Here is a 23,513-nt window from a genome sequence, read left to right as displayed (position 1 = left end):
CCTTACCCGGGCTACTTGCTGTGCCGTTTTTTTTGCCGGGTGGCGGCTGTGCCTTACCCGGCCTACACACTACATTATCGCGCGATTGTAGCCCCGGTAAGCGCAGCGCCACCGGGGAGCGGCGGGGTAATTACGCCAAAATGGCCTTGCAGATAGCCTCGCCAACCTGCTGCGTTGAGGCACTGCCTTTCATGTCCGGAGTTTTCGGTCCGCAGGCGATCGTCTGCTCAATCGCCGCCAGAATGCCATCGTGAGCGGCGTGGTAGCGCTCATCGCCGTTGCCGAGGAAATCGAGCATCATCGCCCCGGCCCAAACGGTGGCGATCGGGTTGGCGATATTTTTACCGTAAATATCCGGCGCCGACCCGTGAACCGGTTCGAACAGCGACGGGAAATTGCGCTCCGGATTGAGATTGGCCGATGGCGCAATACCGATAGTGCCGGTACAGGCCGGGCCGAGATCGGAGAGAATATCGCCGAACAGGTTAGAACCCACTACCACGTCGAAACGCTCCGGCTGCAGCACGAAACGGGCGCACAGGATATCGATATGCTGCTTGTCCCAGCGAATTTCGGGATAGTTTTTGGCCATCTCTTCCACCCGCTCATCCCAATAGGGCATGCTGATGGCCAGGCCATTGGATTTGGTTGCGGAGGTCAGCGTTTTGCGTGGGCGGCTTTGCGCCAGTTCGAAGGCGTAGCGCAGGACCCGGTCAACGCCGCGGCGGGTAAAGACCGACTCCTGAATCACCACTTCATGCTCGGTGCCTTCATTGGCGCGGCCGCCGAGGGCGGAATATTCGCCTTCGGTATTTTCGCGCACCACGTAAAAATCAATATCGCCGGCCTTTTTACCCGCCAGCGGGCAGGGGACGCCGGGGAACAGGCGCACCGGGCGCAGGTTGACGTATTGATCGAACTCGCGGCGGAACTTCAGCAGCGACCCCCATAGCGAAATGTGGTCGGGAACGGTATCCGGCCAGCCGACGGCGCCGAAGTAGATGGCATCGAAGCCCTGCAGCTGCTCGCGCCAGTCGTCCGGCATCATCTTGCCGTGATGGGCATAATATTCGCAGCTTGCCCACTCCATCTGCTCGAAGCTCAATGACAGATCCCAACGCTGTGCGGCGGCTTGCAGCACGCGAATCCCTTCAGGCAGCACTTCTTTGCCAATTCCGTCACCCGGGATGGCGGCAATACGACAGGTTTTTTTCATTCCGGTTCTCACTTTTTAACGATGATGTTTGACCACCTACCTATCCTATAATTGACTGGTTCATAATTAATCACGCTAACTGGTGAAACATAAAACACAGATCATGAATAATCTGCCGCTGCTAAATGATTTACGCGTCTTTATGCTGGTCGCTCGCCGGGCCGGGTTCGCCGCCGCCGCCGAGGAGCTTGGCGTATCGCCGGCGTTCGTCAGCAAGCGGGTTTCGCTGCTGGAGCAAACCCTGAATGTGATGTTGCTGCACCGGACCACCCGCCGGGTCACCATTACCGAAGAGGGGGAGCGGATCTATGAATGGGCGCAGCGCATTTTGCAGGATGTCGATGAGATGATGGATGAGCTTTCCGACGTGCGCCAGGTGCCGCAGGGAACGCTGCGTATTATCAGTAGCTTCGGCTTTGGCCGTCGGGTTGTCGCCCCGGCGCTGTCGGCGCTGGCTCTCCAGTACCCGCAGCTGGAGCTGCGTTTCGATGTCCAGGACCGGCTGGTGGATTTAGTCAATGAAGGGTTGGATCTCGATATTCGCGTCGGCGACGATATCGCACCGAATCTGATTGCCCGCCAGCTGGCGGCCAATCACCGCGTACTCTGCGCCTCGCCGCAGTTCCTTGCCCGCCATGCGCCGCCGAAACAGCTGAGCGATCTGGCCGCGTTACCCTGCCTGGTGATTAAAGAGCGCGATCATCCGTTCGGCGTCTGGCAATTGCATAGCAAAGAGGGCCAGCACGCCATCAAGGTAACCGGGCCGCTCTCCTCCAACCATGGTGAAATTGTGCATCAGTGGTGTCTGGACGGGCAGGGGATTGCGCTCCGTTCGTGGTGGGACGTCCGGGAGAATATCGCCAGCGGACATCTGGTGCAGGTGCTGCCGGACTACTGGCAGCCGGCCAACGTCTGGGCGGTTTACGTCTCCCGGCTGGCGACGTCGGCCAAAATCCGCACCACCGTGGAGTTTCTGCGCCACTACTTTCAGCTGCACTATCCGCAGCATGAGCCGACGGCCAGCGCCGTCGGCAGAGGCGATTAAACCCCAAGGCGGTCGCGCAGGCTGTAGTAGGCGGCGCCCATGGCGGTAAAAGGAATGCGCAGGCTGCGGCCGCCCGGGAACGGGTAGTGCGGCAGTTTGGCGAAGGCGTCGAAACGCTCGGCGTCGCCGCGCAGCAGCTCTGAAATCAAGCGTCCGGCAAGGTGGGTACAGGTCACGCCGTGGCCGCTGTAGCCCTGCATGTAGTAAATATTGTTATCGAGACGCCCGAACTGCGGCATCCGCGACAGGGTTAGCAGGAAGTTGCCCGTCCAGCGGTAGTCAATCTTCACCCCCTGCAGCTGCGGGAAGGTTTTCAGCAGTTTCGGCATAATCAGCCGCTCCACGTCGTCCGGATCGCGCGCGCCGTAGACCACGCCGCCGCCGTACAGCAGACGGTTGTCGCCGGTCAGACGGTAGTAGTCCAGCAGGTAGTTACAGTCTTCCACACAGTAGTTTTTCGGGATCAGCGAGCGGGCGACCTCTTCCGACAGCGGAGCGGTAGTGACCACCTGGGTGCCGCACGGCATGCTGCGTTTCGCCAGCTCCGGCTCCAGTTTATCGCCGAGATAGGCGTTGCCGGCGACGATCACGTAGCGCGCGGTGACCTGGCCGCGCGCGGTGCTGACCACCGCCGGGCTGGTGTGCTGGATGCGGGTGACCGGCGACTGCTCATACACCCGGCCGCCGTTCAGGCGAATGGCATCCGCTTCGCCGATGGCAAGGTTCAGCGGGTGAATATGGCCGCCGCTGTGGTCGAGCAGGGCGCCGACGTAGCGGTCGCTGTCCACTTCGCGACGAATGGCCTCTCTGTCCAGCAGCTCCAGCTGGGTGTTGCCGTAGCGCTCCCAGTTGGCTTTCTGCTCTTCCAGGGTTTCCAGCTGTTTATGGTTCATCGCCACGAACAGGCCGCCCGGGCGGTAATCGCACTGGATCTGATACCGCTGGATGCGTTCGCGGATGATATCGCCGCCTTCGAACATCATGCTGCCGAGCATTTTTGCCGCATCCGGGCCGTAGTTCTTTTCAATGACGTCGATATCGCGGCTATAGGAGTTGACCAGCTGCCCGCCGTTGCGGCCGCTGGCGCCGAAGCCGATGCGCGCTCCTTCCAGCACCACCACGTCGTAGCCCATTTCGGCCAGATGCAGGGCAGACGAGAGGCCGGTGTAGCCGCCGCCGACGACGCAGACGTCACAGTTGATGGATCCCTCCAGCGTCGGGAACGGTTCATACTTGTTGGCGCTGGCGGCATAGTAGCTAGTGGTATGTTCAGTCATGATCAAGACTCCAGGGCAATCCAGATGGTTTTCAGTTCGGTGAATTTTTCCAGTGCATGCAGCGATTTATCGCGCCCGTTGCCGCTCTGCTTGTAGCCGCCGAACGGAACGGTCATATCACCATCGTTATAGTTGTTGACGAAGACCGAGCCGGCCTTCAGGCGGCGGCTCATGCGGTGGGCGCGGGAGAGATCGCGGGTCCACACCGCGGCGCCCAAGCCGTAGTCGCTGTCATTGGCGAGCTTTAGCGCCTCTTCTTCGCTTTTGAAGCGGGTCACCACCAGCACCGGGCCGAAGATCTCTTCCCGGCTGAGGGTTGATGCCGGGTCGACGTCAACGAAAATGGTCGGGCCAACGGCGGCAGGCCACGGGTTTTTCCGTCCGTCGAGGAACAGCGTGTTTTTACTTTCGCCGCCGCGAATAAAGCTATGCACGTTGTCGGCATGGGTATTGTCAATCAGCATGCCCATGGTGGTGTCCGGATCGAGCGGGTTGCCCGGCTGCCAGTGTTGCGCCTCAGCTTTCAGCCGCGCCAGGAACTCGTCAGCGATGCTCTCCTCGAGCAGCAGACGGGTCCCGGCGATGCACACCTGTCCCTGGTTGTAGAAGATGCCGCCGGCGGTGGCGCTAACCGCTTGTTGCAGATCCGGGCAGTCGGCGAAGACTATGTTGGCGCTCTTGCCGCCCGCTTCCAGCCACACGCGCTTCATATTGCTGTCGCCGGCGTCTTTCAGCAGCTGCTTGCCGGTGCGGGTGGAGCCGGTGAAGGTGATGACTTCAACATCAGGATGCAGAGCCAGCGCCTGCCCGGCCTCGTGGCCAAAGCCGCTGACCACGTTCAACACGCCGTCCGGCAGGCCGGCCTCTTTCGCCAGCCCGGCCAGACGCAGGGCGGTAAGCGGCGATTTTTCCGAGGGTTTGAGGATTACGCTATTGCCCGCCGCCAGCGCCGGGCCGAGTTTCCAGCAGGCCAGCAGCAGCGGGAAGTTCCACGGCACCACCGCGGCGATCACGCCAATTGGTTCGCGAACGATCATCGCCAGCTCGTTGCTGCCGGTGGGGGCCACTTCGCCATAGACTTTATCCAGCGCTTCGGCATACCAGCGAATGGCGCGGGCGGCGCCGGGAATATCGTCGCGCAGGCTGTGGCGAATCGGTTTGCCGGTATCCAGCGTTTCCAGCAGCGCCAGCTCTTCACGATGGGCCTCCATCAGATCAGCAAAGCGAGTGAGGATCGCTTTACGCTGTGCGGGGGAGGCCTGCGACCAGTCGCCGTTATCAAAAGCCTGGCGCGCGGCTTTCACCGCCCGTTCGACGTCGGCTTTTTTACCGCGGGCGACCTGGGCTAATGTCTGCTGCGCGGCAGGGTCGATAGTCTCAAAGGTGGTATTATCGGCCGCGGCGCAATATTCGCCGTTAATAAATAAGCGCGTTTCAATGGCCAGGTTTTTCGCTTTTTCCTGCCAGTAAGCCAGGTGCTGAAAATTCATCATGACTCCTTAAAAACATTATCGGCAAATTAATCAGTGCGGCGTTTTCAGGCTGCACGGGGGCACTGCGTCGGGCGCAGGGCATAGCGTATCCCCGGAGTTGAATACCGTTTTATTCTCCTGAGTTTTGACGGGTTGTTTGCAACCCGAATTATTCAGGAGCGAGTCGCCATTCACTGGCGTTAATAATTTCAGGGCCAACAGGAAATAATATTCCGTACGGCGCAGACGTTATTACTACGAGTTCTTCGCCGCGACGAAAATAGATTTTCCGTCGCGACAGGCCTGAAGTAAGCCTGAACCTCGTTCAGGCGAAATAATCAGAATGTGGTGGGGGTGTGGGCACTGATGATGCGGCAGATGCCTGCCGAGGTGTTGCTGAAGCTGTGCGGAATGCCGGTATTAATGGCATAGCTTTGTCCAGCCACCAGGTGGTACGACTGACCGTTAATGGTCAGCACGATCTCACCTTCCAGTATGGTGCCTATCTCCTCACCCTGATGCTTAATCCTCTCCCCGGTCGTAGTTCCAGGCTGGTAAGTTTCAAAAATCATCGCCAGCGTACGGTTCGGATTTCCGTTATGAACCAGCTTCATGGAAACGCCCTGACTTCCCATCTCAATCAGGTCATCCTGATTAATGACCACCTGGGGTTCGTCCGGCTTTTCGGGTTCAGAAAAGAATTCCGAGAGCGACAGCCCATAGACTTTCAGCAGCTTTTGCAGCGTACTGATGGCAGGACTGACTTTATCCTGCTCTATGGTGCTGATGGCACTATGTGTTAACCCAGACAGTTCGGCGGCACGACGCTGTGAGAGACCCAGCTGTTGGCGGATCTCTGACAGACGTTTCCCTGGCGCCAGTCCGTCATCGCTCATATTTGCATTTCCTTAACGGTAGTGGTCAGCGCCGCCGCTTTTCAGCATGATGGCCCTGACAGGCGGTGATAAAACCATCAAACAACATACGCGACAGGGCGTATTCGCTACTGTTCCATTCTGGATGCCACTGTACGCCCAGCGCGAAAGGATGATCGTTCACGCTGACCGCTTCCACCAGTCCATCCGGCGCTCGCGCCTCCACACGCAGCTGCGGACTGAGGGTTTTTGCCCCTTGCCCATGTAGCGAGTTTACCCAAAACGTGTTGCAGCCCGGTATCAATTGCGACAGCAATCCTCCTTCCTGAACCTCAACCTGATGGGACGGCGCATACTGCTGCTCGACGGGCAGTTCAGGATCTTCGCGATGTTCAAGGAGCTCAGGCTGCTCGAACAGACGACGATACAGAGTCCCGCCGGTGGCGACAACCAGTTCCTGCAGTCCACGACAGATGGCGAAAATGGGGATGCGCCTTTCGAGCGCGGCGTTAATCAGCGCCATGCTCAGAAGATCACGCCCGGGGTCGGCGTCAGGCTCATCGCCGTTTTCACCATAAAGGTGCGGCTGCACATTGCTGGGGCTGCCTGGCAGGTAGATCCCGTCCAGTTTATCAACGACCGCGTTCAGTAGCTCCGGCTCCGCCAGCGCATGCGGCAGGGCAATCGGCAGTCCGCCGGCGTTAACAATTGCATTCAGGTACTTTTCTTGCAAGGTCTGGGTCTGGTGACCCTTAAGCCTGTTTCTACACATCACGACGCCAATAACTGGCTTGTACATTATATTTTCCATGATCGCCCTCACAAAGTGGACTAAATTATGACCGCTATAGCGGGTTTAACGGCCATATCGTTCAATATTTTCTCAATCTAGCAGTGGAAATAGCCCTTTGCAAACTTAATTTAACATTTGACAAACAATTTATTTGCATACACAGTCGATGGGGTGGACATTATATTTAACGGCCTGAGTGCAGGACCGAAACCCAACCAACGGCGGTGAATCATGGAAACCAATATCGTAGAAGTTGAGAATTTTGTTCAGCAAACGGAAGAGAGACGGGTTAGCGCGTTCGCGAAAGAAGTGAAGCGCTACCTCGAAACCTACCCTGATACCCAGTATGTCGATGTCCTCCTCACTGACCTGAACGGCTGCTTCCGCGGCAAGCGCATCCCGGTTGCCGGCCTGAGCAAACTGGAGAAAGGCTGTTATTTCCCGGCCTCGGTGTTTGCGATGGATATTCTCGGCAATGTGGTGGAAGAGGCCGGTCTGGGCCAGGAGATGGGCGAGCCGGATCGCAGCTGCATCCCGGTACCCGGCACCTTAACCCCTTCGGCGGCTGACCCACAATCGATAGCCCAGGTACAGCTAACCATGGTTGATGAAGATGGCGCTCCCTTTGACGTTGAGCCGCGGAACGTACTCAACCGCCTCTGGCAGCAGTTGCGCCAGCGCGGGCTGTTCCCCGTGGTAGCGGTAGAGCTGGAGTTCTATTTACTGGACCGCAAACGCGATGCCGAAGGCTACCTGCAGCCGCCGTGTGCGCCGGGCACCGACGATCGCAACACCCAAAGCCAGGTCTACTCGGTCGATAACCTTAACCACTTCGCCGACGTGCTCAACGACATCGACGAGCTGGCCAAACTGCAGCTGATCCCCGCCGATGGCGCGGTGGCGGAAGCCTCGCCGGGCCAGTTTGAAATCAACCTTCACCATACCGATAACGTGCTGGACGCCTGCGATGATGCGCTGGCGTTAAAACGTCTCGTGCGTTTGATGGCGGAGAAGCATAAGATGCACGCCACTTTTATGGCGAAGCCTTATGAAGAGCATGCCGGCAGTGGGATGCATATCCACATCAGCATGCTGAACAATAAAGGGGAAAACGTGCTGGTGGACGGCGATGGGGAAGACTCTGCGCTGCTCAAACGCGCGCTGGCCGGGATGATCGATCTGATGCCGGCTTCGATGGCGCTGCTGGCGCCGAACGTGAACTCGTATCGCCGCTTCCAGCCGGGGATGTACGTCCCGACGCAGGCTTCGTGGGGGCATAACAACCGCACCGTCGCGCTGCGTATTCCGTGCGGCGAGCGGCAGAACCACCGCGTGGAGTATCGCGTCGCGGGGGCGGACGCCAACCCGTATCTGGTGATGGCGGCGATTTTCGCCGGCATTCTGCACGGGCTGGATAACCCCCAGCTGCCTTTACAGGAAGAAGTGGAAGGTAACGGTCTGGAACAAGAGGGCCTGCCGTTCCCGATCCGCCAGAGCGATGCGCTGTGGGAGTTTATGCAGAACGATCACTTGCGTGAGCGCCTCGGCGAGCGTTTCTGCCATGTTTTCCATGCCTGTAAGCATGATGAATTACTGCAGTTTGAGCGTCTTATCACAGAAACCGAAATTGAGTGGATGTTGAAAAACGCCTGATGGTTGCCCCGCGAGGGGCCCATAAGTTTGGTAATCAGTAGCATCATACGGCCTGAGCGGAGCCTGGCCGACGTTTTTGCTGGGAGCCCAGCCATTTCCCGGATGTCGCGTTAAGGAGCGCAGGCGGCAACGGGGCTTCAGTTAACGACACAGTGTGTGACGAGGAAATGAGATGATGCAGATGTTCAAATATCCGCAGGGAGAGGGAGGCCGCTCAGGCCGCATTGGATGCCAGCCAGCTACCGCTTACCGGTCCGTCTTACCCTTTTATCTACGCCTTACCCCTTTGCTAAGCAGGTTTGTCACGCGGACGTTGGGCCCGCAAACTGTTAACAGCAAGGGGGGGATGGGCGATGGCTATTAATCCTCCGGCGCATAACGCCGCTCAGGCGGGCAGACCGCGTCTGCGTAAATCCCTCAAACTCTGGCAAGTGGTGATGATGGGGCTGGCCTATCTGACGCCAATGACGGTGTTTGATACCTTCGGCATCGTCTCCGGCATCAGCAATGGCCACGTTCCGGCGTCTTATCTGCTGGCGCTGGCTGGCGTGCTGTTCACCGCCATCAGCTACGGCAAACTGGTGCGTCAGTTTCCGGAAGCCGGTTCCGCCTATACCTACGCGCAAAAATCCATCAGTCCGCACGTCGGCTTTATGGTTGGCTGGTCGTCGCTGCTGGATTATCTGTTTCTGCCGATGATCAACGTCCTGCTGGCGAAGATCTATCTCTCGGCCTTGTTCCCCGAAGTGCCGCCGTGGGTGTGGGTAGTGACCTTTGTCGCTATTCTGACCGCCGCGAACCTGAAAAGCGTTAACCTGGTGGCCAACTTCAATACCCTGTTCGTGCTGGTGCAGATTTCGATCATGGTGGTGTTTGTCATTCTGGTGGTGCAGGGGCTGCATAAAGGCGAGGGGGTGGGTACCGTCTGGTCGCTGCAGCCGTTTATCAGCCAGAATGCGCATCTGATCCCGATTATTACCGGCGCGACCATTGTCTGCTTCTCGTTTCTCGGCTTCGACGCGGTGACCACCCTGTCGGAAGAGACCCCTGACGCCGCGCGGGTGATCCCGAAGGCAATTTTTCTCACCGCGATGTACGGCGGCATTATCTTTATCGTCGCGTCGTTCTTTATGCAGCTGTTCTTCCCGGATATTCATCGCTTTAAAGACCCCGATGCCGCGCTGCCGGAGATTGCGCTGTACGTGGGCGGCAAGCTGTTCCAGTCGATTTTCCTGTGCACCACCTTTGTTAACACCCTGGCGTCCGGCCTGGCCTCCCATGCCAGCGTCTCCCGTCTGCTGTACGTGATGGGCCGCGACAACGTCTTCCCGGAGCGCATTTTTGGCTATGTGCATCCGAAATGGCGTACCCCAGCGCTGAACGTGATTATGGTGGGCATCGTTGCGCTGTCGGCGCTGTTCTTCGACCTGGTGACCGCCACCGCGTTGATTAATTTCGGCGCGCTGGTGGCCTTCACCTTCGTTAACCTGTCGGTGTTCAACCACTTCTGGCGGCGCAAGGGGTACAACAAAACCTGGAAGGATCGACTGCATTATCTGCTGCTGCCGATGGTCGGGGCGTTGACGGTCGGGGTATTGTGGATCAATCTCGAGGCCACCTCCCTGACGCTCGGCCTGGTGTGGGCGGCGCTTGGTCTGCTGTACCTGACTTATCTGACCCGACGCTTCCGCAAACCGCCGCCGCAGTTTGATGCCGCTAAAGCGGAGCAGGCCTGGGAGTCATAGGTTCTGAGGCATAAACTGAACGAAGGCAGGCCCGCAGGCCTGCTTTCGTTTTGGCTTCGGTAAGGGACAGTACAGGACGGTAAAGAAATCAGCAGAAAACGGTGGGGAACGGAAGGTATTATTTCTTCTTTTTATGGACAGGTAACTGACTGGCGCGCCGCTCTTTGAGGTACGACACCAGGCTGTAGATGGCGACGCCCAGCAGCGCCACCGCGACGATAAAGAGAATAAGACCCGACATAGACCAACCTAATATTCTGTTTGGAAAGGGAAAAAGATACAGGGCTCTGTGTGAAGATAACATCGGGATATGTCTGAAAGATGACGCCTCATCGCGAGAATATCCGGCGGCGGGGTTGTGATAAAATATTTCCCGCAGGGATGTGACCGCCTGGGTTTCACCTGAAATGGCGTAACACTCCGTTAAGTGATTTTACAGAAGTGCGGCCTATAGCGAGTTACGCTGACCGCGAATAAGAACGATCTGAGAGTCAGTCATGTATAAGAAAACCCTCAGCCTGCTGGGCGTAGCGTTGGCGCTGTCTGCCTTCGCCAGTCAGGCTGAAAGTGAACGTCAGGCGAGCCGCGAGCGGATCGTGGAGCAGGTCCTCAAGCCGTGTGAAGGCAAAAAGGCGGGCGATAAGGTGGTGATTACCGATCGCCGCGGCGGCGAGCACGAGGCGATCTGTACCCTGACGGCGGTTCCGCTACCGGAGTAGCGCCCGCCGCACGGTGCCGCTTATCGATACCGCGGCGCAGGCTGTCCGGTTCGCGCGCTGGTAAACAGCGCCAGTCTGGACTGCTCAAAAGTCTCCCACAGTCCCAGGTCATGAACCGGTGGTAAGGTGACCTGTTCCCCCATCTCCAGCCCCCTGAGAGCGGCGTCAACCAGATCCTCGGTGGTCATTACCGTGCCGCTGGGCAGAGCGTCCAGCGCCACGCCGGAGGTCGGCCACAGATCGGTAGCGGTCGCCGCCGGTAATACCGCCTGAATACGCACGCCGCTGTCGGCAAACTCCTCCTGCAGGCCGCGGGTGAAGCTCAACACCCAGGCTTTGCTGGCGCTGTAGACTGCGCTGCCCGGCAGCGTATGCAGCGCGAGGATAGAGGCAATATTGATCAGCGTCCCCCGGCGTCGTGGGGTGAAAGCGGCCAGCGCGGCATAGCTCAGACGCAGCAGCGCGGTGGTGTTGAGCGTATGAATCGCCTGGTGCTCGCGTGGCGTACTGGCGAGAAAACCCGCCAATTTAGCGGTGCCGGCGTTGTTAATGAACAGGTCGATGGCGGGATCCTGCTGCAGACGCTGCTCTACGGCGGCAATCCCGTGCTCTTCGCTAAGATCGGATTTGAGGATGCTTGCCTGGATGGCGTAGCGCGCCTGCAGCTGGTCGGCGAGCGCCTGCAGACGGTCTTCACGACGGGCGGCGAGGATCAGGTTGTAGCCGCGGGCGGCGAGTCGTTCGGCATAGATCGCGCCGATACCTGAGGACGCGCCGGTGATAAAAGCTGTGTGCGATGGTTGGGTCATGAGAAATACCTCGTAAAAGGTTGCATTATTAAACCAAATTCAGCATGAGATATTAGGTTTAATAATGCAACCATTTTGCCAGGACTTTTTCATTTTTGCCTGTCGCGGGCAGCGTTTAGTCGTTCAGCGGGATAGCGATGGTGATGTCCGCCGGGGCCAGCTCACGGCCATCTGCCGCCTGCAGGACCAGCTTACGCAGGGGCTGGCGCTGCTGGCGGTCAATGAGCCGGGTCGCCGGTTCGTCAGGATCGAACAGATAGTCGTCTGCCCACTGGGAGAGGGCGACCAGCACCGTTTGCAGGGCACGGCCCTTATCGGTCAGGACATACTCCTGCCAGGCGCTGCCGTCGGAGGCCGGCTGCAGGCGCAGGATGCCTTCATCCACCAGCATTTTCAGCCGCCCGGCGAGCATGTTTTTGGCGATACCGAGGTTTTTCTGGAATTCGCTAAAACGGCGCACCCCGCGCAGAGCATCGCGGACGATCAGCAGCGACCACCAGTCGCCGATAACGTCGAGGGAGCGGGCGATAGGGCAACAGCTGTTTTCCAGACGGGTACGTTTCACGAAAGCCTCCAGGTTAATTGTTTCATTATAAAACTCTTTGCCTGGCAGGGGAAATTTTCGGCTACGGTCTAAGTTTGCGAGCGATTACCAGGAAAAATGTCATAAATCCGGCACAATTAACGCGATGATAATAAATGACTAAGGATGAAGGGATGAAAAAACGTCTACTTGCCGCCGCCGTTGCCGGCGCGGTGATGTTATCCGCTGGCGCTCAGGCGCAGGACACGGCCGCTCCGGAGGGGTATCAGCTGCAGCAGGTGCTGATCATGAGTCGTCACAACCTGCGTGCGCCGTTGGCCAATAACGGCAGCGTGCTGGAGCAGTCCACCGCCAAGGCCTGGCCGCAGTGGGATGTGCCGGGCGGCCAGTTGACCACCAAAGGCGGTGTGCTGGAGGTGTATATGGGCCACTATATGCGCGAATGGCTGGCGCAGCAGAAGCTGGTGACCAGCGGCGAGTGCCCGCCGGAAAACGCGGTTTATGCCTACGCTAACAGCCTGCAGCGCACCGTCGCCACCGCGCAGTTCTTTATCACCGGCGCGTTCCCGGGCTGCGGCATCCCGGTGCATCACCAGCCTCAGATGGGCACCATGGACCCGACCTTCAACCCGGTTATTACCGACGACTCCCCGGCGTTTCGCGAGAAAGCGCTGCAGGCGATGGAAAAAGAGCGCCAGGGAATGCAGTTGACCGAGAGCTACAAGCTGCTGGAGACGATGATCGATTACCGCAACTCGCCCTCCTGCAAAGAGAAGAAGGTCTGTTCCCTGAGCGAGGGTAAAGATACCTTTAGCGCCGGTTATCAGCAGGAGCCGGGAGTGTCCGGACCGTTGAAGGTGGGCAACTCGCTGGTAGACGCCTTCACCCTGCAATATTATGAAGGCTTCCCGAAAGATCAGGTGGCGTGGGGGGAGATCGCCAGCGATAAGCAGTGGCGAGTGCTGTCGAAGCTGAAAAATGGCTATCAGGATAGTCTGTTTACCTCGGTGGCGGTGGCGCAAAACGTCGCCAAACCGCTGGTTAAATATATCGATAACGCGCTGGTGGGCGAGGGAGCCAGCAAGGCGAAAGTCACGCTGCTGGTGGGACACGACTCGAATATCGCTTCGCTGCTCACCGCCCTGGACTTTAAGCCCTATCAACTGCCCGGCCAGTATGAGCGCACTCCTATCGGCGGCAAACTGCTGTTTCAGCGCTGGCATGACAGCGCCGGCAATCGCGATCTGATGAAGATTGAGTATGTCTATCAAAGTACCGAGCAACTGCGTAACGCCGACGCGTTAACCCTGCAGGCCCCGCCGCAGCGGGTCACTCTGGCGCTTAACGGCTGTCCGGTTGATGACCAGGGATTCTGCCCGCTGGAGACCTTTAAAAAGGTGATCAACGAGGCGGCGAAATAACGAAAAAAACCCGGAGCACTCCGGGTTTTTTAGCAGGTTAGGGTGAGCCCAGGTGGGGATAAACCTCCTAGACGTTTTTACGCTCAATCGTCTGTTCGCCCCAGAACAGGCTGTCTTTATCGGTTTTGGCAAAGGCCAGCGCCAGCACTTCGTCGCTGCCTTCCTCCCAGATTTGCTCCGCCAGTTTCTCATCGTAGTGGGCGACTTCGAAAATCGCCTCGGCAATTTCCGGTGAGGTGTTACGTAAACTTGCCCATTCGCCGACGCGATGTGCTTTTGCTTCTTGAGTTGGCATAGTGCTCCTCCTGCAGAAGATTAGCCGTGCAGTTTAACGGCCAGTTTGGCGACATGTTCACCCTGATAGCGGGCGATGGCTAACTCTTCCTCGCTCGGCTGCCGCGAGCCGTCGCCGCCGGCGATGGTGGTTGCGCCATAAGGGGTACCGCCGCGTACCTGGGAGATATCGAATAGCTCCTGGGCGCCATAGCCGATCGGGACGATGATCATGCCGTGGTGGGCCAGCGTCGTCCAGGTCGAGGTAATGGTTTGTTCCTGGCCGCCGCCGGTACCGGTTGAGCTAAATACGCTGGCGATTTTGCCATACAGAGCGCCGGACGCCCACAGACCGCCGGTTTGATCGAGGAAAGTACGCATCTGACCGGACATGTTGCCGAAGCGCGTCGGGGTACCAAAGATGATGGCGTCATACTCTGCCAGCTCCTGCGGCGTGGCGACGGGCGCGTTTTGCGTTTTCCCGCCTGCTTTGGCGAATGCTTCAGCCTGCATGGTTTCCGGCACGCGCTTCACAACCACCTCAACGCCGTCCACCCGGTTCGCCCCATCGGCGACGGCGTGAGCCATGGTTTCAATGTGTCCATACATGGAATAATAAAGCACCAGAATTTTAGCCATTTCCATCACTCCTCGGTTGCATTATAAGCCAGCAAAATAGCTGGTACCTTTAAAGATAAAGCCTCCGCCGGAGAGTGCAAATCCAACGGGCATTTGTTTGATTTATAACAAAATGACAAAGCGTTATTTACTTTTCCTTGCACCGCGCGGCCTGAAAGGAAGTGAAGGAGGAAGCGTTGCGCCTGCTATTTTGGCCGCTGCGGCGAGGATGTAGCATCAGGATACATTTTTGCTGACTATTTTTTCTTCGCCAGCAGAGTCGGTTAGGAGCGGTTCGCGGCGCGAGGAAGCTTTTTTCGCCCGGCTTTGTTTCTGGATATTACATTCGCCGCCGTCAGCCGCAGTCATTCACTAACCTTATAGATACGCGGCAGGACAGCGGCGTCGCCGCTCCCGCGTAATGCACTATGATGTCTAACCTAATGGAGGTCAGTAATGGCAAACCATCGTGGCGGTTCCGGCAACTTTGCCGAAGACCGTGAAAGAGCATCAGAAGCAGGACGTAAAGGTGGCCAGCATAGCGGGGGGAATTTTAAAAATGACCCTCAGCGCGCCTCAGAGGCTGGCAAAAAAGGGGGTAAAAACAGTCATGGTAGTCGTGAAAGTTAACGCGCGACTCGCACTGTTCTCTTTGATGCGGCGTTAATCTCCCCGACCCAACCGCATCGCCCTCGCCGCCGGCATCTGCCGGCGGTTTTTTTATCTGTCAGTGGTTGCGCTCCCGCCGGGCGGATTGCACACTGGTCGCCCGTTAATCGTCATGGCTGTCTTATGTCTTCGTTAAAATTCTCCGTTAGCCGCCAGGAAGCGCTCCTTATCATGATCACCATGTTCTGGGGAGGGACGTTCCTTGCCGTACAGTACGCGGTGAGCCTCAGCGGGCCGCTGTTTTTTGTCGGTTTGCGTTTCGCGACCGCCGCGCTGGCGGTGGGCCTGCTTTCGCTGCGCACTCTGCGCGGTCTGACGTGGCTGGAGGTGAAGGCCGGGGTAGCGATTGGCGTGGCGATTGCGCTGGGGTATGGCCTGCAGACCTGGGGACTACAGACCATCTCCAGCAGTAAATCTGCCTTTATCACCGCGATGTATGTGCCGCTGGTGCCGCTGCTGCAGTGGCTGTGCCTGGGACGTATGCCGGGGGTGATGTCCTGCGTGGGGATTGTGCTGGCCTTTATTGGTTTAATTCTGCTGGCCGGGCCGGAAAATAATCTGCTGGCGCTTGGCGTGGGGGAGATGATCACTCTGGCAAGCGCGGTGGCGATCGCGGCGGAGATTATCCTTATCAGCGCCTGGGCCGGGAAAGTCGATGTCCGCCGGGTGACGGTGGTGCAGCTGGCGACCGCGTCGCTGGTGGCTTTCGCCGCCATGAAGCCGGCGGGTGAATCGGTGCCGTCGTTGACGCCGGCCCTGCTCGGCGTCGCGCTGGGGCTGGGGATTTTCAGCGCGATCATTCAGGTGACCATGAACTGGGCGCAGCGCAGCGTCTCGCCGACGCGGGCCACCCTTATTTATACCGGTGAACCGGTATGGGCCGGTATTTTTGGCCGGCTGGCCGGTGAGCGTCTGCCGCTGCTGGCCCTGCTCGGCTGCGTTTTGATCCTCGCGGGAGTGCTGGTGAGCGAGCTGAAGTGGAAGCGCAAGTCGCCGCCGCAGGTTTCCACAAACGACGATGCGCAGCCGCTCGCTGACCTGGCCGATCGCCGCGAGCCATAATATTTTCCTTCTGACCCGACAGCGGCGCTTATCCTGGCTGGTACTCGTCCGGCTCTGATTGTCTCCAGGCCCGTGCCAGCGCAGCGCCGCCGGGCGATGGCTCTAGGCACGGCGTCGCGTTTATGCCGGGTGGCGGCTGCGCCTTACCCGGCCTACGTTCGTACGACCTGCCGTTAATTTATTCACCTTTCTTGCTGAAACTGCCGGTGCTTACGGCCTCAAAATCGCTGAGACATTCCCGGAAGGCCGTGGCAGTCTCCAGGCCCGGCAAGCGCAGCGCCGCCGGGCGGTCAGGTTCCGTGCCCGTGGTGGTGCCGGATGGCGGCATAAATCCCTTATCCGGCCTACAGGATCACACCACCCAGGCCCACACCGCTCCCTGCGCCAACGCCGCGCTAATGTGGCTTACACCGGCGTTACCCTGGCCTCCTTCGCCTCGCGCGTCCCGCGATGAAGCAGCGCGTGCAGCAGGATCGCCCCGAAGGTGGCCGTGCCAATCCCGCCCAGCGTAAAGCCGCCCAGCGACAGCGCGAAATCGCCGGCGCCCAGCACCAGGGTCACCGACACCATGATCAAATTGCTGTTTTGACTCAGATCCACCCGGTTTTGCACCCAGATCCGCGCCCCGGCGACGGCAATTAAGCCAAAGACCACGATCGAGGCGCCGCCGATTACCGGCCCGGGAATGGTGTGGATTAATGCGCCGAACTTCGGCGAGAAACCCAACAGCATGGCAATCAGCGCCGCGGCGACAAACACCAGCGTTGAGTAGACCTTGGTCACCGCCATGACGCCGATGTTCTCCGCATAGGTGGTGACCCCGCTGCCGCCCACCGAACCGGAGAGCATGGTCGCCAGCCCGTCGCCGACGAAGGCGCGCCCCATGTACGGGTCCATATTGCGCCCGGTCATCCCGGCGACGGCCTTCAGGTGCCCGAGGTTCTCGGCCACCAGGATCACCGCGACCGGCGCAATCAACATCATCGCCTGGCCGTTAAAGGATGGGGTGGTAAAGTGCGGCAGCCCGAACCACGCCGCCTGGGCGAGGGGGGAGAAGTCCAGCGGTTTGCCAAGGCCCAGGCCGTTAGCCAGCAGGGCGTACAGCGCGCAGGCGACGATCAGGCCGACCAGGATCAGCAGTCGCTGCAGCATCCCGCGGGTAAATACCGCCACTATGCCGATGCAGAGCACAGTTAACACCGCCATCCAGCTGTCGAAGGCGCTGGCGGAGACGCTGCGCACGGCAATCGGCGCCAGGTTCAGGCCGATAGCCATCACCACCGCGCCGGTCACCACCGGCGGCATCAGGCGCTCGATCCAGCGGGTGCCGATCTTCATCACCACCAGACCAATCAGGGTGTAGACCAGCCCGCAGGCGATGATCCCGCCAAGGGCGACGCTCAGATGAGGGTTCAGCCCCTGGCCGTTAAAGCCGGTAATGGCGATCACCACCCCGACAAAAGCGGCGCTGGAGCCGAGATAGCTCGGCACCCGTCCGCCGGTGACGACAAAGAACAGCAGGGTGCCGACGCCCGACATCAGAATAGACAGGTTCGGGTCGAGCCCCATCAACAACGGCATCAGCACCGTCGCGCCGAACATCGCAACGGCGTGCTGCACGCCCATCACCAGCGTTTGCCCGGCCGACAAGCGTTCATCGGGGGCGACAACGCCGGATTCGGCGGCAGGAGAGGTCAGCTTCCAGCGAGGAAAATCGAAGAGTGCCATGATGATATCCCGGGTTAAAGGTTAACAAGCGGGTCGCATAAGCGTGTGATAGCCGCGGTCAAACCACATCAGTCCCCGGGGCTCCGGGTGACGGGTAATGGCCACGACGTGACAAAACAGAATGTCGTGCGTCCCGACGCTGACGCGCTGGTCGATGCGGCAGTCAAAGCTGACCAGAGCCGCCTCCAGCCGCGGACAGCCGGTGGCGCCGGTCTGCCAGTCGGCGGCGGCAAAACGCTCGTCCATTGCCGTTTTACCGCCAAACAGCGTCGACAGGGCCTCCTGTCCGGCCGCCAGGGTATTGACGCACAGCGTGTGGTGTTCGCTGAACACCGGCCACACCGAAGCCGAGCGGTTCAGGCAGACCAGCAGGGTCGGCGGCGTGTCGGTAACGCTGCAGACCGCGCTGGCGGTGAATCCCGCCCGGCCCGCCGGGCCATCGGTGGTAATAATGTTAACCGCGGCGCCGACGTGGGCCATGGCGTCACGGAAACTCGCTTTGTCCGTTAACTCCATCGTAAACTCCTTATGCCAGCAGGCAGGCTTCATCAAAGGACAGGCGCGGCAGGCGGCCGTACAGCTTGCCGGGGTCGCCATAGCCGATATTCACCAGTAGATTGCTTTTCCAGCCGTTGTCGGCAAAAAATGCCGCGTCGACTTTTTCCCGGTCAAAACCGGACATTGGCCCGGTGTCGAGGCCCCGCGCCCGGCAGGCAAAAATCAGATACGCCGCCTGCAGGGAGCTGTTGCGAAACGCGGTCTCTTCCGCCAGCTGCGGGCTGGAGGTAAACCAGCTGCGGGCGTCACCGTGGGGAAACAGGTTCGGCAGCCGGTCGTAGAAGGCGCTATCCCACGCCACGATGGCGGTCACCGGCGCCTGCATGGTTTTCTGCAGATTGCCGCTGGAGAGCGTCGGGCGAAGTTTCTCTTTGCCTTCCGCGCTGCGCACGAACACGATGCGCGCTGGCGAACAGTTGGCGGAAGTCGGCCCCATTTTCATCAGGTCCCAGACGGCCTGCAGCTGCGCATCGCTCACCGGCTTATCCAGCCAGCCGTTGTGGGTCCGGGCCTGGGTAAACAGCGTCTCGCAGGCCGTGTGGTTTATCGCGTCGTTCATCGGGTCTCCCTGGCGACCGGCAGCATAGCGGACAGCCCGTCGCGTAAAATGGTATTAAAGGTATCGGCGTCGGTGACGTTACAGGCATGTCCGCCCCACGGCATTTCCACGAGCTGGCTGCCGGGGATCGCCGTCTGCAGCACGCGGGAGCAGGAGGCGGGGACCAGCAGGTCGTCAGCGGCGCTGATAATCAGCGTCGGGCAGGCGATGGCCGACGCACGGCGTGAAAAATCAGCCTGCTTCAGGGCCTGTAGCCGCTTCAGCAGATTCTCTTTGCCCTGAAAATGGCTGATGGCAAGCGCATCTTCCGCTTCGAGGCGCGGCAGGCGCGCGGCCATCCATTCCGCCGGGTAGAGAAATAGCGGCTGCGCTTCGACCCACGCCTGCGCGCCGCCGGCATGCAGCAGACGCTCGCGCACCTGGAAGCAGCGGCGGGTATGCGGCGACAGCGACAGCCAGCCGTTGACCAGCGCCAGGGCGCTCACCGCCTCGGGGCGATCGAGCGCCAGCTGCAGGCCAATCAGCGCCCCCAGGGCGTGGCCCACCAGCGCGAAGCGGGCGATCCCCGCCGCTTGCAGAGCGCTGAACAGCTCCCCGGCCATCGTCGCCAGGCTGTAGTCGGCGGGCAGCGGACCGGCGTTCTCCCCGGTCCCGTTATGGTCATAACTCACCAGCTGATACTGTTCCTCCAGCGCCGCGCGCTGCGCCAGCCAGTAGCCGCCGCCCCCGCCCAGACCGGCGCTGAGGACCACCACCGGCGCGCCGGGCCACGGAGCCGGAGCAATATTGAGCCTCATCATGTCGGGGTACCGATATGGGCGACGCTGGCGATTTCCACCAGCGCATCGGGCTTCACCAGTCCGCACTGAATGCAGAAGCGCGCCGGTTTATCGCCGGGGAAGAACTCGGCGTAGACCTCGTTAATCGCGGCGTAATTTGTCCAGTCGGTGATAAAGATGCTGTTGAAAGTCACATCCGCCATACTCCCGCCCGCCGTTTCGATAACGCTCCTGATGGTCTCCAGCACGTGGCGGGTTTGCGCCTTTGGGTCGCCGATGTGCACCACATTGTTTTGCTTATCAAACGGCAGGGTGCCCGAGACGTAGACCACCCCGTCGGCGAGCGTCCCCGGAACAAAGGGGGCAATCGGCGCGGTGGTGCCTGGCGGAATAATCACCTGTTTAGGCATAACGTTTCTCCTTGGCTAAAGCCAGCGGGGCGGCGGGGGACAGCGCGTGGCAGAAGCTCTCGACGTCGCTGACCCAGCCGAAAAAGGTTTCAATATTGAACAGCGCCGCCTGCTGGGCGAAGGCCGGGCCGGCCTGATGGGTGGCATCCTCCAGCACGATGCCGAAGTATTCGAGAAAGAAGCCATCGCGCAGCGTCGATTCGACGCAGACGTTGGTGGCGATCCCGGTGAACACCAGGTGGCGTATGCCGCGGCTGCGCAAAATGCTGTCGAGCGGGGTGTTAAAGAAGCCGCTGTAGCGCGGTTTCGGCAACACGATATCGCCTTCCTGCGGCGTCAGCTCGTCCACCAGCTGATAATCCCAGCCGCCTTTCGCCAGCAGCTTGCCCTGCAGCTCCGGACGCTGACGCATCGTTTTCAGCGCGTTGGATTTGTGATAGTTCGGCGAGCCCGGGCCGCCGGCTTCAACATACTGATCATCCCAGCCATTCTGGAACCAGATAATCAACATACCCGCGGCGCGAGCGGCGGCGACGGCGGTATTAATATTGTCGATAACCGGCCGGGTAGCGGAGACGTCAAAGCCGGCGAGATCCAGATAACCGCCCTGGCTGGCGTAGGCGTTCTGCATATCGACCACAATCAGCGCGCTCTGCTGCGGCGCGAAGGTCAGGGATTCCGGGCGAGCGGGAAGGGTAATCATCAGGCCACCTCACGGGTAACAGAAGCAATGTGGTTCCGGCAGCGCATCAGCGGCTGAATGCGTTCGCCAAAGGCGTCAATGCCGGCAAGAAAATCATCAAAAGTCAGCAGCACGCCGTCGGTGCCGGGCACGCTCGCTACTTCATCAAGCATACGGGCGACGCTGGCATACGATCCGACCAGGGTGCCCATGTTAATGTTGACCGCCGAGGTGGGGTCGGCCATCTGGCGCACGTTGGTATCGCTGCCGGAGCGGGTATCTTTCTGACTCTGCTCGGTGAGCCACGCCAGCGCTTCTTCATCGGCGCCCGCTTTGTAATGTTCCCATTTGGCGCGCGCCGCCTCGTCGGTTTCGTCGGCGATCACCATGAACAGCACATAGGACCCCACGTCGCGGCCGGTTTTTTCCGCCGCCTGCATCATGCGTGCGGCGGTCGGGGCAAAGGCCGTTGGCGTGTTGACCCCTTTGCCAAAGCAAAAGTTGTAGTCCGCATGCTGGGCGGAGAAGGCCATCCCGGCATCGCTCTGCCCGGCGCAGATCACCTTCATCGGCTGCGACGGGCGCGGGCTGACCCGGCAGTCGTTCATGGTGAAGTAGTCACCTTTGAAATCGCTGCGCCCGGTGCCCCACAGGTCACGGAGCACCTGGACGTATTCGGTGAGATAGTCATAGCGGCTGGCGAAATAGTCATCTCCCGGCCACATGCCCATCTGGTCATATTCCGGTTTTTGCCAGCCGGTCACCAGATTGACGCCAAACCGGCCGCCGGAGATGGAGTCGATAGTGGAGGCCATCCGGGCGACAATCGCCGGCGGCAGCGTCAGGGTGGCGGCGGTGGCGTAGATCTGGATCTTCGAGGTCACCGCGGCCAGGCCGGCCATCAGGGTGAAGGACTCCAGGTTGTGATCCCAGAATTCAGTTTTCCCGCCGAAGCCGCGCAGTTTGATCATGGAGAGCGCGAAGTCGAAATGGTAGTGCTCGGCCTTCTGCACGATGGCCTTATTCAGTTCAAAGGTCGGCATATACTGCGGGGCATGGGTGGAGATCAGCCAGCCGTTGTTGCCAATGGGAACGAAAACACCAATTTTCATACCTACCTCTCTGCAGTCATGGAAGATGGGTTGCGATGGTGCGGCATCCTGCCTCTCCCTGGACCACCTCGCAGAAAAGGTAAAGCAAAGGCGATGCCAGTTTTATAAATGCTAATGTTATTAATGTGTTACTTTTGAGTTGCTAAAAAGGACGATAAAAAAGTGGACTGGATGGTCAAAATCAGTGCACGAAAAAACGGCAGTCATGCGCAATCAGGGGGCATGGGGTCGTGTCGGCGCAGGGCTTTTGCTATGCTGGTGGCGTCAACTGAAGGAGAGGATGTATGGCACAGGGCGCGGTGAAGAAAAGCGGCAAACGTTCACAAGCGGTCAGCGCCAAAAAGGAGGCCATCCTGGCCGCCGCGCTGGAGGCATTTTCGCAATTTGGTATTCACGGTACGCGGCTGGAGCAGGTGGCTGAACGCGCCGGGGTATCGAAAACCAATCTGCTCTATTACTACCCTTCGAAAGAGGCGCTGTATGTGGCAGTCCTGCAGCAGATCCTCGCCATCTGGCTGGCGCCGCTGAAGGCCTTTCGTGAGGATATCAGCCCGCTGGTGGCGATCCGCGAATATATTCGCCTGAAGCTGGAGGTGTCCCGCGATCATCCCCAGGCCTCGAAGCTCTTCTGCCTCGAGATGCTGCAGGGGGCGCCGCTGCTGATGGGCGAACTGACCGGGGATCTGAAAGCGCTGGTCGACGAAAAATCGGCGATAGTCTCCGGCTGGATCGACCGCGGCAAGCTGGCGCCGGTCGATCCACAGCATTTAATCTTTATGATCTGGGCTACCACCCAGCATTACGCCGACTTCGCCACCCAGGTGGAGGCGGTCACCGGCGCCACGCTGCAGGATGCGGCCTTTTTTGAACAAACGGTCGATAATGTCCAGCGGATGATTATCGAAGGCATTCGCGTCCGTTAATTGGCGGGCGGCAGCGGGCAGCTTTGATCGCCATCCTCGCACTGTAGCAGCGAGGCGAGGAAAGACTCCCGCTCCACGCTCTTATCGGTCATGCACTGGCTGACCAGCATTGGCTGCATGCTGCCGCCTTCGGCGCCGGACGCGAGAAAGGCGCAGTCGGCGTCGCGTAAGGCGATCCATGCCTGCTGCGCCTGCTTCAGTAATGTTTGTTGTTTACCCACCGCCCGCTGCAGGGCCTGCTGCCAGGTGTCGTTCAGTTTTTTATCGGCCGCCTGATACTGCGCAGCCGCGCACTGATTCATTTCGGTTTGGGTGTTGGCGCTGCTGCACTCGTCCGCCAGCGCCGCGCCGCTGGCCAGCAGGGCCATCACGGCAAATAACGTGCGTTTCATTGTTCTGCTCCCATAATTAAGGCTCCCGTCCGGGAGCCTTAATTAAACACAGCTGACGTCGGCTGTCATTAGCTGATCGCAGCGCAGATTGATTGCCCGGATGGCGGCGCACCGCGCCTTATCCGGGCTACCCTTTGGCGGTGGTAGGTAGCCCCGGTAAGCGCAGCGCCACCGGGGAG

Annotated in this window: 27 protein-coding genes; 8 read left to right on the top strand and 19 right to left on the bottom strand. The window is 59.6% G+C overall.

What is annotated here, in order from left to right:
• Positions 1–130: 130 nt before the first annotated feature.
• The gene (locus tag HMPREF3140_RS24245) at positions 131–1,216 is read right to left on the bottom strand and encodes a tartrate dehydrogenase (RefSeq protein ID WP_032411217.1); all 1,086 of its coding nucleotides are present in this window, start codon (positions 1,214–1,216) and stop codon (positions 131–133) included.
• A gap of 82 nt (positions 1,217–1,298) precedes the next feature.
• On the opposite strand from HMPREF3140_RS24245, the gene HMPREF3140_RS24240 reads away from it, so the two are divergent.
• Positions 1,299–2,261, top strand: coding sequence for a LysR substrate-binding domain-containing protein (locus tag HMPREF3140_RS24240; protein WP_165454729.1), 963 nt, complete (start codon positions 1,299–1,301; stop codon positions 2,259–2,261).
• On the opposite strand, the gene HMPREF3140_RS24235 is transcribed toward HMPREF3140_RS24240, so the two are convergent.
• The 4 genes from HMPREF3140_RS24235 to puuD all read right to left on the bottom strand — a co-directional run bounded on the left by HMPREF3140_RS24235 (position 2,258) and on the right by puuD (position 6,684).
• Entirely contained in the window at positions 2,258–3,538 is a 1,281-nt protein-coding gene (locus tag HMPREF3140_RS24235) for an NAD(P)/FAD-dependent oxidoreductase (RefSeq protein WP_002898585.1), read from the bottom strand. The two genes, HMPREF3140_RS24240 and HMPREF3140_RS24235, sit on opposite strands and share 4 nt — an antisense overlap.
• A 2-nt stretch (positions 3,539–3,540) precedes the next feature.
• A complete protein-coding gene (gene puuC, locus HMPREF3140_RS24230; RefSeq protein WP_020802179.1) occupies positions 3,541–5,028 on the bottom strand; it encodes an aldehyde dehydrogenase PuuC in 1,488 nt (495 codons plus the stop codon).
• 320 nt (positions 5,029–5,348) lie between these two features.
• On the bottom strand, positions 5,349–5,906 hold the full coding sequence (gene puuR / locus HMPREF3140_RS24225; protein ID WP_002898590.1) for an HTH-type transcriptional regulator PuuR: 558 nt from the start codon (positions 5,904–5,906) through the stop codon (positions 5,349–5,351).
• A 25-nt stretch (positions 5,907–5,931) separates the two neighbouring features.
• Positions 5,932–6,684 carry a gamma-glutamyl-gamma-aminobutyrate hydrolase gene (gene puuD, locus HMPREF3140_RS24220; RefSeq protein WP_020802183.1) on the bottom strand — a complete coding sequence of 251 codons (753 nt, stop codon included), beginning with the start codon at positions 6,682–6,684 and terminating at the stop codon, positions 5,932–5,934.
• Between the two features lie 225 nt (positions 6,685–6,909).
• Between puuD and HMPREF3140_RS24215 the strand changes: the two genes are divergently transcribed.
• The gene (locus tag HMPREF3140_RS24215; RefSeq protein ID WP_002898595.1) at positions 6,910–8,331 is read left to right on the top strand and encodes a glutamine synthetase family protein; all 1,422 of its coding nucleotides are present in this window, start codon (positions 6,910–6,912) and stop codon (positions 8,329–8,331) included.
• Positions 8,332–8,684: 353 nt separating this feature from the next.
• Entirely contained in the window at positions 8,685–10,076 is a 1,392-nt protein-coding gene (locus tag HMPREF3140_RS24210; protein WP_004141463.1) for an APC family permease, read from the top strand.
• 118 nt (positions 10,077–10,194) lie between these two features.
• Here the strand turns inward: HMPREF3140_RS24210 and HMPREF3140_RS28475 are convergent, their stop codons facing one another.
• On the bottom strand, positions 10,195–10,317 hold the full coding sequence (locus tag HMPREF3140_RS28475) for a small membrane protein (protein WP_002898600.1): 123 nt from the start codon (positions 10,315–10,317) through the stop codon (positions 10,195–10,197).
• 256 nt (positions 10,318–10,573) lie between these two features.
• On the opposite strand from HMPREF3140_RS28475, the gene HMPREF3140_RS24200 reads away from it, so the two are divergent.
• Positions 10,574–10,795: a hypothetical protein gene (locus HMPREF3140_RS24200; protein WP_002898602.1), complete on the top strand. Its 222-nt coding sequence runs from the start codon at positions 10,574–10,576 to the stop codon at positions 10,793–10,795.
• Positions 10,796–10,815: 20 nt separating this feature from the next.
• Here the strand turns inward: HMPREF3140_RS24200 and HMPREF3140_RS24195 are convergent, their stop codons facing one another.
• Positions 10,816–11,604, bottom strand: coding sequence for an SDR family NAD(P)-dependent oxidoreductase (locus HMPREF3140_RS24195; RefSeq protein ID WP_032411221.1), 789 nt, complete (start codon positions 11,602–11,604; stop codon positions 10,816–10,818).
• A gap of 115 nt (positions 11,605–11,719) precedes the next feature.
• Entirely contained in the window at positions 11,720–12,169 is a 450-nt protein-coding gene (locus HMPREF3140_RS24190) for a winged helix-turn-helix transcriptional regulator (RefSeq protein ID WP_004141456.1), read from the bottom strand.
• Positions 12,170–12,321: 152 nt separating this feature from the next.
• Between HMPREF3140_RS24190 and agp the strand changes: the two genes are divergently transcribed.
• Positions 12,322–13,569 carry a bifunctional glucose-1-phosphatase/inositol phosphatase gene (agp, locus tag HMPREF3140_RS24185; RefSeq protein ID WP_004191023.1) on the top strand — a complete coding sequence of 416 codons (1,248 nt, stop codon included), beginning with the start codon at positions 12,322–12,324 and terminating at the stop codon, positions 13,567–13,569.
• A gap of 67 nt (positions 13,570–13,636) precedes the next feature.
• On the opposite strand, the gene HMPREF3140_RS24180 is transcribed toward agp, so the two are convergent.
• The 3 genes from HMPREF3140_RS24180 to HMPREF3140_RS29000 form a co-directional block, all read right to left on the bottom strand.
• Positions 13,637–13,864, bottom strand: a complete 228-nt coding sequence (locus tag HMPREF3140_RS24180) for a YccJ family protein (protein WP_002898701.1) — start codon at positions 13,862–13,864, stop codon at positions 13,637–13,639.
• Between the two features lie 20 nt (positions 13,865–13,884).
• Entirely contained in the window at positions 13,885–14,481 is a 597-nt protein-coding gene (gene wrbA, locus HMPREF3140_RS24175) for an NAD(P)H:quinone oxidoreductase (protein WP_002898704.1), read from the bottom strand.
• Between the two features lie 216 nt (positions 14,482–14,697).
• A complete protein-coding gene (locus HMPREF3140_RS29000) occupies positions 14,698–14,829 on the bottom strand; it encodes a hypothetical protein (protein WP_032411222.1) in 132 nt (43 codons plus the stop codon).
• 87 nt (positions 14,830–14,916) lie between these two features.
• Here HMPREF3140_RS29000 and HMPREF3140_RS24165 point away from each other — a divergent pair, with 87 nt between their 5' ends.
• The gene (locus HMPREF3140_RS24165) at positions 14,917–15,090 is read left to right on the top strand and encodes a con-10 family general stress protein (RefSeq protein WP_002898708.1); all 174 of its coding nucleotides are present in this window, start codon (positions 14,917–14,919) and stop codon (positions 15,088–15,090) included.
• Positions 15,091–15,252: 162 nt separating this feature from the next.
• Positions 15,253–16,191 carry a DMT family transporter gene (locus HMPREF3140_RS24160; RefSeq protein WP_004199515.1) on the top strand — a complete coding sequence of 313 codons (939 nt, stop codon included), beginning with the start codon at positions 15,253–15,255 and terminating at the stop codon, positions 16,189–16,191.
• A gap of 405 nt (positions 16,192–16,596) precedes the next feature.
• Here the strand turns inward: HMPREF3140_RS24160 and rutG are convergent, their stop codons facing one another.
• Genes rutG through rutA form a run of 7 tightly spaced genes read right to left on the bottom strand, consistent with a single transcriptional unit; the run spans position 16,597 to position 22,019 of the window.
• Positions 16,597–17,919, bottom strand: coding sequence for a pyrimidine utilization transport protein G (gene rutG / locus HMPREF3140_RS24155; protein WP_004211313.1), 1,323 nt, complete (start codon positions 17,917–17,919; stop codon positions 16,597–16,599).
• A gap of 21 nt (positions 17,920–17,940) precedes the next feature.
• Positions 17,941–18,435: an NADH-dependent FMN reductase RutF gene (gene rutF, locus HMPREF3140_RS24150; RefSeq protein ID WP_004176611.1), complete on the bottom strand. Its 495-nt coding sequence runs from the start codon at positions 18,433–18,435 to the stop codon at positions 17,941–17,943.
• Positions 18,436–18,445: 10 nt separating this feature from the next.
• Positions 18,446–19,036: a malonic semialdehyde reductase gene (locus HMPREF3140_RS24145; protein WP_032411224.1), complete on the bottom strand. Its 591-nt coding sequence runs from the start codon at positions 19,034–19,036 to the stop codon at positions 18,446–18,448.
• Positions 19,033–19,836: a pyrimidine utilization protein D gene (gene rutD / locus HMPREF3140_RS24140; RefSeq protein ID WP_004179289.1), complete on the bottom strand. Its 804-nt coding sequence runs from the start codon at positions 19,834–19,836 to the stop codon at positions 19,033–19,035. The genes HMPREF3140_RS24145 and rutD overlap by 4 nt, the downstream gene beginning before the upstream one ends.
• A complete protein-coding gene (gene rutC / locus HMPREF3140_RS24135; protein ID WP_002898877.1) occupies positions 19,833–20,225 on the bottom strand; it encodes a pyrimidine utilization protein C in 393 nt (130 codons plus the stop codon). The genes rutD and rutC overlap by 4 nt, the downstream gene beginning before the upstream one ends.
• Positions 20,218–20,928: a pyrimidine utilization protein B gene (rutB, locus tag HMPREF3140_RS24130; protein ID WP_004176609.1), complete on the bottom strand. Its 711-nt coding sequence runs from the start codon at positions 20,926–20,928 to the stop codon at positions 20,218–20,220. Before rutB ends, rutC begins: the two co-directional genes overlap by 8 nt.
• A complete protein-coding gene (gene rutA / locus HMPREF3140_RS24125) occupies positions 20,928–22,019 on the bottom strand; it encodes a pyrimidine utilization protein A (protein WP_004179293.1) in 1,092 nt (363 codons plus the stop codon). The genes rutB and rutA overlap by 1 nt, the downstream gene beginning before the upstream one ends.
• 284 nt (positions 22,020–22,303) lie before the next feature.
• Between rutA and rutR the strand changes: the two genes are divergently transcribed.
• Positions 22,304–22,942, top strand: a complete 639-nt coding sequence (rutR, locus tag HMPREF3140_RS24120; protein WP_002898883.1) for an HTH-type transcriptional regulator RutR — start codon at positions 22,304–22,306, stop codon at positions 22,940–22,942.
• Here rutR and HMPREF3140_RS24115 read toward each other — a convergent pair.
• The gene (locus HMPREF3140_RS24115; protein WP_002898886.1) at positions 22,939–23,334 is read right to left on the bottom strand and encodes a lysozyme inhibitor LprI family protein; all 396 of its coding nucleotides are present in this window, start codon (positions 23,332–23,334) and stop codon (positions 22,939–22,941) included. The genes rutR and HMPREF3140_RS24115 overlap by 4 nt on opposite strands.
• Positions 23,335–23,513 lie beyond the last annotated feature (179 nt).

It is taken from the genome of Klebsiella sp. HMSC16A12, assembly GCF_001808265.1.
GTDB lineage: Bacteria > Pseudomonadota > Gammaproteobacteria > Enterobacterales > Enterobacteriaceae > Klebsiella > Klebsiella pneumoniae.
This window is presented reverse-complemented; position numbering and strand designations above follow the sequence as displayed.

Bases quoted from the DNA above. Each gene is read 5' to 3' on its own strand.
- HMPREF3140_RS24245 (WP_032411217.1), bottom strand. From the start codon at position 1,216: ATGAAAAAAACCTGTCGTATTGCCGCCATCCCGGGTGACGGAATTGGC.
- HMPREF3140_RS24235 (WP_002898585.1), bottom strand. From the start codon at position 3,538: ATGACTGAACATACCACTAGCTACTATGCCGCCAGCGCCAACAAGTAT.
- puuC (WP_020802179.1), bottom strand. From the start codon at position 5,028: ATGAATTTTCAGCACCTGGCTTACTGGCAGGAAAAAGCGAAAAACCTG.
- puuR (WP_002898590.1), bottom strand. From the start codon at position 5,906: ATGAGCGATGACGGACTGGCGCCAGGGAAACGTCTGTCAGAGATCCGC.
- puuD (WP_020802183.1), bottom strand. From the start codon at position 6,684: ATGTACAAGCCAGTTATTGGCGTCGTGATGTGTAGAAACAGGCTTAAG.
- HMPREF3140_RS24215 (WP_002898595.1), top strand. From the start codon at position 6,910: ATGGAAACCAATATCGTAGAAGTTGAGAATTTTGTTCAGCAAACGGAA.
- HMPREF3140_RS24210 (WP_004141463.1), top strand. From the start codon at position 8,685: ATGGCTATTAATCCTCCGGCGCATAACGCCGCTCAGGCGGGCAGACCG.
- HMPREF3140_RS28475 (WP_002898600.1), bottom strand. From the start codon at position 10,317: ATGTCGGGTCTTATTCTCTTTATCGTCGCGGTGGCGCTGCTGGGCGTC.
- HMPREF3140_RS24200 (WP_002898602.1), top strand. From the start codon at position 10,574: ATGTATAAGAAAACCCTCAGCCTGCTGGGCGTAGCGTTGGCGCTGTCT.
- HMPREF3140_RS24195 (WP_032411221.1), bottom strand. From the start codon at position 11,604: ATGACCCAACCATCGCACACAGCTTTTATCACCGGCGCGTCCTCAGGT.
- agp (WP_004191023.1), top strand. From the start codon at position 12,322: ATGAAAAAACGTCTACTTGCCGCCGCCGTTGCCGGCGCGGTGATGTTA.
- HMPREF3140_RS24180 (WP_002898701.1), bottom strand. From the start codon at position 13,864: ATGCCAACTCAAGAAGCAAAAGCACATCGCGTCGGCGAATGGGCAAGT.
- wrbA (WP_002898704.1), bottom strand. From the start codon at position 14,481: ATGGCTAAAATTCTGGTGCTTTATTATTCCATGTATGGACACATTGAA.
- HMPREF3140_RS29000 (WP_032411222.1), bottom strand. From the start codon at position 14,829: ATGACTGCGGCTGACGGCGGCGAATGTAATATCCAGAAACAAAGCCGG.
- HMPREF3140_RS24165 (WP_002898708.1), top strand. From the start codon at position 14,917: ATGGCAAACCATCGTGGCGGTTCCGGCAACTTTGCCGAAGACCGTGAA.
- HMPREF3140_RS24160 (WP_004199515.1), top strand. From the start codon at position 15,253: ATGTCTTCGTTAAAATTCTCCGTTAGCCGCCAGGAAGCGCTCCTTATC.
- rutG (WP_004211313.1), bottom strand. From the start codon at position 17,919: ATGGCACTCTTCGATTTTCCTCGCTGGAAGCTGACCTCTCCTGCCGCC.
- rutF (WP_004176611.1), bottom strand. From the start codon at position 18,435: ATGGAGTTAACGGACAAAGCGAGTTTCCGTGACGCCATGGCCCACGTC.
- HMPREF3140_RS24145 (WP_032411224.1), bottom strand. From the start codon at position 19,036: ATGAACGACGCGATAAACCACACGGCCTGCGAGACGCTGTTTACCCAG.
- rutD (WP_004179289.1), bottom strand. From the start codon at position 19,836: ATGATGAGGCTCAATATTGCTCCGGCTCCGTGGCCCGGCGCGCCGGTG.
- rutC (WP_002898877.1), bottom strand. From the start codon at position 20,225: ATGCCTAAACAGGTGATTATTCCGCCAGGCACCACCGCGCCGATTGCC.
- rutB (WP_004176609.1), bottom strand. From the start codon at position 20,928: ATGATTACCCTTCCCGCTCGCCCGGAATCCCTGACCTTCGCGCCGCAG.
- rutA (WP_004179293.1), bottom strand. From the start codon at position 22,019: ATGAAAATTGGTGTTTTCGTTCCCATTGGCAACAACGGCTGGCTGATC.
- rutR (WP_002898883.1), top strand. From the start codon at position 22,304: ATGGCACAGGGCGCGGTGAAGAAAAGCGGCAAACGTTCACAAGCGGTC.
- HMPREF3140_RS24115 (WP_002898886.1), bottom strand. From the start codon at position 23,334: ATGAAACGCACGTTATTTGCCGTGATGGCCCTGCTGGCCAGCGGCGCG.